8 protein-coding genes are annotated in these 7,373 nt (G+C 58.8%); 6 read left to right on the top strand and 2 right to left on the bottom strand.

Translation table 11 applies throughout. The annotated features are described in order from the left end of the window. Window positions 1-463, bottom strand: a 463-nt coding sequence (locus tag IK083_07345; GenBank protein ID MBR4749365.1) for a hypothetical protein, incomplete at its 3' end; no start/stop codon positions are given. Here IK083_07345 and IK083_07340 point away from each other — a divergent pair. The 6 genes from IK083_07340 (at window position 462) to IK083_07315 (ending at window position 6,154) form a co-directional block, all read left to right on the top strand. Beyond that, window positions 462-1,730 (top strand): histidine--tRNA ligase, encoded by a 1,269-nt coding sequence (locus IK083_07340; GenBank protein ID MBR4749364.1) that lies wholly within the window; start codon window positions 462-464, stop codon window positions 1,728-1,730. The two genes, IK083_07345 and IK083_07340, sit on opposite strands and share 2 nt — an antisense overlap. Window positions 1,731-1,747: 17 nt before the next feature. Then, window positions 1,748-3,517 (top strand): aspartate--tRNA ligase, encoded by a 1,770-nt coding sequence (aspS, locus tag IK083_07335; GenBank protein MBR4749363.1) that lies wholly within the window; start codon window positions 1,748-1,750, stop codon window positions 3,515-3,517. A gap of 73 nt (window positions 3,518-3,590) precedes the next feature. Further along, on the top strand, window positions 3,591-4,052 hold the full coding sequence (locus IK083_07330) for a hypoxanthine phosphoribosyltransferase (protein ID MBR4749362.1): 462 nt from the start codon (window positions 3,591-3,593) through the stop codon (window positions 4,050-4,052). A 17-nt stretch (window positions 4,053-4,069) separates the two neighbouring features. After that, window positions 4,070-5,467, top strand: coding sequence for a transcription termination factor Rho (gene rho, locus IK083_07325; GenBank protein ID MBR4749361.1), 1,398 nt, complete (start codon window positions 4,070-4,072; stop codon window positions 5,465-5,467). Then, window positions 5,460-5,816 carry a holo-ACP synthase gene (acpS, locus tag IK083_07320; protein MBR4749360.1) on the top strand — a complete coding sequence of 119 codons (357 nt, stop codon included), beginning with the start codon at window positions 5,460-5,462 and terminating at the stop codon, window positions 5,814-5,816. Before rho ends, acpS begins: the two co-directional genes overlap by 8 nt. Then, entirely contained in the window at window positions 5,813-6,154 is a 342-nt protein-coding gene (locus IK083_07315; protein ID MBR4749359.1) for a hypothetical protein, read from the top strand. Before acpS ends, IK083_07315 begins: the two co-directional genes overlap by 4 nt. A gap of 22 nt (window positions 6,155-6,176) precedes the next feature. Here the strand turns inward: IK083_07315 and IK083_07310 are convergent, their stop codons facing one another. Beyond that, window positions 6,177-6,797: a hypothetical protein gene (locus tag IK083_07310; protein MBR4749358.1), complete on the bottom strand. Its 621-nt coding sequence runs from the start codon at window positions 6,795-6,797 to the stop codon at window positions 6,177-6,179. Window positions 6,798-7,373: the final 576 nt, after the last annotated feature.

Below are 7,373 nucleotides of genomic sequence, written 5' to 3'. Positions count from 1 at the left end.
TAAGTATGTTTTGTCCCGTTGGGCCGGTTCGTGACCGACACTCGCGGTTCTTTCGGAGGAGATTTCTTACCGCCTCTTGCAGAGGCGCCGAAATGACGTTGATGTTGGACGGGACAATGAGGCTGCGCCGCCGGAAACAACAGCCCTTTGTCCCGTCGGGCCTGGTCCGTAACGGACGCTCGCGGCTTCGTGACAGGGGATTTCTTACCGCCTCTTGCTGAGGCGCCGAAATGACGTTGATGTTGGACGGGACAAGCGCCCTCGCCGCCGAAGTGACGTTAAGCCTGGACGGGACAAAAGCCCTCGCCGCCGAAGTGACGTTGATGTTGGACGGGACAAGCGCCCCTTTTTCCCCCTCTTCATAAAAGTTTGCTTTTTTTTTGCATATAGGGTATAATCTATAGTAGTTATACCCGACCCTGACAAACACAATCACTCTCACGTATCTCAAGGAGATTATCATGCCGGAATACAAAGCTCCCCGCGGCACAATGGACGTCCTTCCCACGGAAAGCTGCAAATGGCAGTATATAGAAGGCGTATTCAGGGAGACCTGCAGAAGGTGCGGCTTCTCGGAGATCAGGACTCCCACCTTCGAGCACACCGAGCTCTTCACCAGAAATCTGGGAGAGACCACTGACGTGGTCACCAAGGAGATGTATTCCTTCGAATCCCGCTCCGGCCGCAGCCTCACTCTCCGCCCGGAGGGCACGGCCCCTTCCATGAGGGCCTTTGTGGAGCACAACCTGCAGAGCGTATTGCCCTTTGCCAAAATGTATTATATAGCCCGCCTGTTCCGCTACGAAAGGCCTCAGGCCGGCCGCTACAGAGAGCACACTCAGCTGGGAGTGGAGTGCGTGGGACAGGAGTCTCCCCGCGCCGACGCCGAGGTCATTTCCCTGGCCGCGGGCTTTCTCCGGGCCGTGGGCGTCAGCGAATACGTTCTGAAGCTCAACTCCATAGGCTGCCCGGAGTGCCGTCCCCGCTACAGGGAGGCCCTGACCGCCTATGCGGGGGAGCGTCTCGACGAGCTGTGCCCCGTGTGCCGCGGCAGATATGAGCGCAACCCCCTCAGGATGCTGGACTGCAAGGAGCCGGGCTGCCAAAAGGCCCTGGCCGGCGCCCCTGCCCTCACCGACTATCTGTGCGACGGCTGCCGGGAGCACTTTGCGGGGCTCCGGGAGGCTCTGGACGGGCTGGGCATAGCCTACACCATAGACAAAAATCTGGTCCGGGGCTTTGACTACTACACCAAGACCGCCTTTGAATTCGTCTCGGGTGGTCTGGGAGCTCAGAACGCCATAGGAGGCGGCGGCAGATACGACGATCTGATCAGCGAGCTGGGCCACGCGCCCACCCCCGCCATCGGCTTTGGCATAGGCCTGGAGCGGCTCATCCTGACTCTGGAGGCCATGGGAGTCAGCCTTCCCGTGTCCGACGAGCCTCAGGTGTATATGGTGGCGGCAGGCGACAGCGCCCAGAAGACCTGTCTCATGCTGGCCCACAGCCTGAGAGAGGCGGGAGTGCGCGCAGAGACCGACTTTACCGGCAGGAGCATCAAGGCCCAGATGAAGACGGCGGGCAAAATGAACGCCCGGTTCGCCGTCATCATAGGCGACAACGAGATAGCCTCCGGACAGGCCGCCGTAAAGGACATGCAGACAGGCGTTCAGGACACTCAGGATTTTGACCGGCTTGCCGGATATATACAAGCCAGATCTCAACACTAATTTTTTTGGAGCACAACATGCAGACACGCACCGTATATTGCGGTCAGATCACCTCTGACTACATAGGACAGACAGTTATCATCCAGGGCTGGGTCCAAAGGAGCCGCGACCACGGCGGCCTGATCTTTTTGGACGTCAGGGACCGGGAAGGCATCGTGCAGTGCGTCATCGACCCTCAGAAGCAGCCGGAGCTGTTCAGACAGGCCGAAACGGTCAGGAGCGAATTCGTGGTGGAGATAGAGGGTCTGGTAGCTGCCAGGCCGGAAGGGACCGTGAACCCCAATATCCCCACGGGCGAGACCGAGGTCCACATAGAGGCCATGACCATACTCAACACGGCCAAGACGCCTCCCTTCCCCATCCAGGACGGCATCACCACCGACGAGATGATCCGTCTCAAATACAGATATCTGGACCTGCGGCGCCCCGAGATGCAAAAAAGGCTCATACTGCGCCACAAGGTAGTGAAGCTCATCCGGGACTATATGGACAGCAAGGGCTTTTTGGAGGTGGAGACTCCCATCCTCATCAAGTCCACCCCCGAGGGCGCCAGAGACTTTCTGGTCCCCTCCAGGCTCTATCCCGGCACCTTTTACGCCCTGCCCCAGAGCCCTCAGCAGCTGAAGCAGCTCCTGATGGTGGCGGGTCTGGACAAGTATTTCCAGATAGCCAAATGCTTCAGGGACGAAGACCCCAGAGCGGACCGGCAGCCCGAATTCACCCAGCTGGATATAGAGATGTCCTTCTGCAAGCAGGAGATGATCTTTGACCTGGTGGACGAGCTGATGCTGAAGATAGTGGACACCCTCTCCGACAAGCAGGTCATGTTCCGCCCTATCCCCAGGATCACCTACGCCGAGGCCATGGACAAATACGGCTCGGACAAGCCGGACCTGCGCTTTGGCATGGAATTCGTCAATATCACCGGTATAGGCAACGCCTCCGGCTTCAAGGTGTTTGCGGAGGCTCCCGAGATCAAGGGCATCTGCGCTCCGGGCTGCGGCGGCTATTCCCGGAAGGACCTGGACGTCCTGACGGAAAAGGCCAAAAAGCTGGGAGCCAAGGGTCTCGCCACCATCATAGTGAACGAGGACGGCACTGTGAAGTCGCCCATAGCCAAGTTCTTCTCCGATGAGGAGATGAGCGCCATCATCGGCGCCTTCGGAGCCAAGCCCGGCGACCTCATACTCATAGTGGCGGACAAGCCCAAAATAGTGGCGGCCGCTCTCTCGGCCATTCGTCTGGAAATGGGCGACAGGCTGAACCTGCGGGACGACCGTTATCTGGCCTTTGCCTGGGTGCTGGACTTCCCCATGTACGAATGGAAGGAAGAGGAAAACCGCTGGGACGCCACCCATCATCCCTTTACCATGCCCTACGAGGAAGACCTGCCTCTCCTGGACACGGACCCCGGCAAGATCAGGGCTCAGGCCTTTGACTTCGTCTGCAACGGCAGCGAGTGCGCTTCCGGCTCCATCAGGATCCACAGAAGAGACATACAGAACAAGGTCTTTTCGCTCATGAATTACAAGGACGAGGATATACGCGCCCGGTTCGGACACATGCTGGACGCCTTTGAATACGGGGCTCCCCCTCACGGCGGCATAGCCCCCGGCATAGACAGGCTCATCATGCTCCTCGCGGACGACGACAACATCAGAGACGTCATGGCCTTCCCCAAGACCGCCACGGCGGTGGATCCCATGACCGACGCTCCTTCGGAAGTGGACGCAGACCAGCTGAAGGAGCTGCATATCAGGACCATCAAGCCTGTCACCACAGAATAATACACGGAGGAATACAGGGGCATTCGCCCCATCTGTCATGAAAAAGAAACTGTTATCCAATAGGAAGATCCAGATGAAGCTGGTAGAGCTGTCCAGCGCCATAAACCGGGACTATGCGGGCCGGGAGGTAGTCATCATCTGCAATCTGAAGGGAGCCTTTATGGTCACGGCAGACCTGGTCAGATTGCTCAAGATACCCGTCAGGATCGACTTTGTCAGCTTCAACTCTTACAAGGGCACCGAGAGCACCGGCCGGGTCACCGGGTCCCTGGACCTGACCGAGGACATAGCGGGCAAGCCCGTGATACTGGTGGAGGACATAGTTGACACGGGCCTCACGGTGACCACCGTCTCTCAAGAGCTGGCCAAGCTGAATCCCTCCGAGATCAAGATCTTTTCACTGCTCTACCGCGAAGGGAAATATGAGCCCGACTATGCAGGCTTTGCCATCAAAGACGGCTTCGTCTGCGGCTACGGTCTGGACCTGGACGGCAGCTACAGAGAGCTGAGGGACGTATGGCGCATAGAGCCATAACAAAGGATGCGTGACCCATGCTGAAAAACGACGCAAACGGCACCGCGGCGGACACGCCGCAGAACACCCAGAACTTCCTCAGGCTGCAGGAGCTGGACACCATGAGCTACGAAGAGCTCAAGGAGAGGGCAAAGCAGCTGAAGATAGACCCGGCGGGCAAGGACCGGGCGGAGCTGAAGGGAGAGATCACCGAGGCTTATTCCAAGCAGAGCGGTTTCTTCAAGGACACGGGCATCCTGGAGATCATCCGGGACGCCCAGGGCAACATCCGGGGTTTTCTGAGACACAATTTCGTCAAGGACATCACCGACACCTACGTCAGCGCCTCCCAGATCAAGCTCTTCGGCCTCATGGACGGGGACACGGTCACCGGCGTGGTCCGTCAGCCCAAGGAAAACGAGCGGCACCGTTCACTGCTGAAGATAGAGCAGGTGAACGGCCTGGACCCGGAGCTGCAAAAGCAGACCCGCAAGCCCTTTGAGGAGCTGGTGGCCGTATATCCGGACACCCGCTACGAGATGGAGCTGGCCAAGGACGACTGCGACAGGCTCATCAGCGACGCTTCACTCAGGCTCATAGACCTGTTTGCCCCCATAGGCAAGGGCCAGAGAGGCCTCATAGTGGCGCCTCCAAAGGCGGGCAAGACCACCCTGCTGAAGGACATGGCCAACTCCTTCGCCACCAATTACCCGGACAGCATCCTCATCATACTGCTCATAGACGAAAGGCCCGAGGAAGTCACAGACATCAAGCGCAGCGTCATCAACGTGAAAAACCCGGACAACGTCATAGTGGTGGCCTCCACCTTTGACGAGACCCCCGAAAACCATATGTGGGTGGCCGAGCAGGTGCTGAACAAATCCAAGCGCTACACAGAGAGCGGCCGGGACGTCATCATACTGCTGGACTCCCTGACCCGTCTCACCCGCTCCTCCAATATCACCGTCGTTCCCAGCGGACGCACGCTGTCCGGCGGCATCGACCCCGCCGCCCTCTACAGGCCCAAAAAGTTCATCGGAGCGGCCAGAAACATAGAAAACGGCGGCAGCCTGACCATCATAGCCACGGCCCTGGTGGACACGGGCAGCAAGATGGACGACGCCATATTCGAGGAATTCAAGGCCACGGGCAATATGGAGCTCATTTTGGACAGGAGCCTGGCAGAAAGACGCATATTCCCGGCCATCGACCTTATGAAATGCGGCACCCGCCACGACGAGCTGCTCTACACCATCGAGGAGGAGCAGCTGAGAGAGCTCATCTCCGACTTTGACGCCAGGATCAAGACCGACACCAATCCGGTCATCATCAAATGCGTCAAGGTGGCCAAGACCAAGAAGGCCTTTATGAACCTGTTTGTCAAGGAAAAGGAAGCCCTCATAGACAGGCTGAACAGCCAGGCAAGCAATGATTAGAGGCATAGGCGCGGACATAGAGGAGGTGGACCGCATCCGCAGCAGGATGGAGTCCGAAGCCTTTTTGTCCAGATGCTTTCTCCCGGAGGAGGTGGCCTACGCCATGTCCCGCCCCGACCCGGCCCAGCATCTGACCGCCCGTTTCTGCGCCAAGGAAGCCTTTGCCAAGGCCTGCGGCTCCCCCCAGAAATGGCACGAGGTCCGGGTGGTGAACGGTCCCGCCGGAGCCCCGTCTCTGGCGCTGTCGGGGGACGCAGCCCGCGCTCTGGAGGGCTGCAGAGTGCACCTCACCATGAGCCACACCCGGCGCATCGCCTTTGCGGAAGTAATAATAGAGGAAATATCATGAAACCCGACAAGCTCGTACTCATACTGTATCTGGCGGTATTCGTCATCTTTCTCACCATCATCCGAATGAACCCCCTGCTCCTGGGTCTCGCCGGAGCTCTGCCCGCCCTGGTGTGCGCCCTCCTGGCCTTTGCCCGGGTCCGCCGTATCCGCGCCCTCATGATGCTCTACGGACTGGGCATATTCATATTGCAGGCGGTGTTCGTGTCCAACTTTTTCCTGAGGCTCTTTCCCGCGGACAACGCTCTGGTGATGCTGCTCCTCCTGCCCCACCCTCTGGCCGCTCTGACGCTGGCCATAGCGGGGCTCTTCGGACGCAAAAAAAACAGGCCGGAATGATCCGGCCTGCCGCGCAGGTCTGTCAGATGTCGTCCTCGAACTTGGATATCCTGATGGATCTGCCCGGGTAGATGCACTTCACGGGGAAGCCTATCTCCTTGGCAGCCCACCACACCTTGCTCTCGAGGGCGCCGGTGCTCTCCACCAAAAAAGCTCCAAAGGCGTCGCTGGAATCGTCGCACACGTACTGATACTCCTTCACCACGTAGGTGGTGCCGTTGCTCTCCCATACGTCGCCTATCTCCAGCTCGCCGGGACACAGCAGATCCATGTATTCCATGGTCAGGGTGTCCCCTTCCAGCACGCCGCCTACGTCGCAGATGCTGCCGTCATCCAGCTGCACCGTCTTGAAATAGTTCCAGTCCTCCGGAGCGGCGTTGAGCTCGGTGAAAACGGGGACGGCGCCCTCCACCTCGCAGCGTATGGAGCGGTCGGAGCCTTCGATGAATATGTCGATGGTGTTGAAGGTATAGACGTAGGTGGCTCCTTCCTCCACATCCTGCTCCTTCATGGTGACCCGGTCGGTTTTCTTCAGATGGCGCATGGTCTCCCTGGCCTTGGAATCGTCGGTACTGTCACCGCCGCAGCCGGCCAGGACGGCCGCCGCCAGCAGGGCTATCAAAAAAAGTAAGTATTTCTTCATATTATCACTCCGCAAATCAGTCTCCATTATTATGATACCCTCTTTCGGCAAAAATAACAAGTGCCCCCCCGAATTACCGCCGCGGCAGAAACGGCGGTCAAATACAGACGTCATCCCGGCGCCAACACCCCGAGTCATCCCGGCGGCCAATTCAGACGTCATATCGGCGGTTTTGACGTCAGGCAAAACCGGTAAGATATCCCCTTCAAACTGTCGGAAAGGCCCGGGAACAGCGGTCTGCCTGCCGCCGGAGAAAAGTTATGTTTTGTCCCACCCCGGCTTGGTCCGTGGCCGTGGCTCGCGGTTCTTTTGAAGGGGACTTCTTACCGGCGATGGCGCAAGCGCCCCCGCCGCCGAAGTGACGTTTGGCATAGACGGGACAAGGAGGCTGCGCAGCTGCAGCAACGACGGTCAAATACAGACGTCATCTCGGCGCCAGCACCCCGAGTCATCCCGGCCAACACGGCAATATATCAAACGCCACCGGCGTTTGGCCGTTTTGGGGAAGGGATCGGGGTCCCCGGCGAAAAAGGTTTCGCCGGGGTGTAATTCGGGCGGGACCCCATTTGCCCGTAC

The sequence above is a fragment of the Abditibacteriota bacterium genome, assembly GCA_017552965.1.
Taxonomy (GTDB): domain Bacteria; phylum Armatimonadota; class UBA5829; order UBA5829; family UBA5829; genus RGIG7931.
Note: the sequence above shows the minus strand (reverse complement) of the source record. Positions and strands in the feature narration are given on the sequence as shown.

Coding starts and splice junctions, on each gene's coding strand:
- IK083_07340 (MBR4749364.1), top strand. CDS start 462: ATGCCGGAATACAAAGCTCCCCGCGGCACAATGGACGTCCTTCCCACG.
- aspS (MBR4749363.1), top strand. CDS start 1,748: ATGCAGACACGCACCGTATATTGCGGTCAGATCACCTCTGACTACATA.
- IK083_07330 (MBR4749362.1), top strand. CDS start 3,591: ATGAAGCTGGTAGAGCTGTCCAGCGCCATAAACCGGGACTATGCGGGC.
- rho (MBR4749361.1), top strand. CDS start 4,070: ATGCTGAAAAACGACGCAAACGGCACCGCGGCGGACACGCCGCAGAAC.
- acpS (MBR4749360.1), top strand. CDS start 5,460: ATGATTAGAGGCATAGGCGCGGACATAGAGGAGGTGGACCGCATCCGC.
- IK083_07315 (MBR4749359.1), top strand. CDS start 5,813: ATGAAACCCGACAAGCTCGTACTCATACTGTATCTGGCGGTATTCGTC.
- IK083_07310 (MBR4749358.1), bottom strand. CDS start 6,797: ATGAAGAAATACTTACTTTTTTTGATAGCCCTGCTGGCGGCGGCCGTC.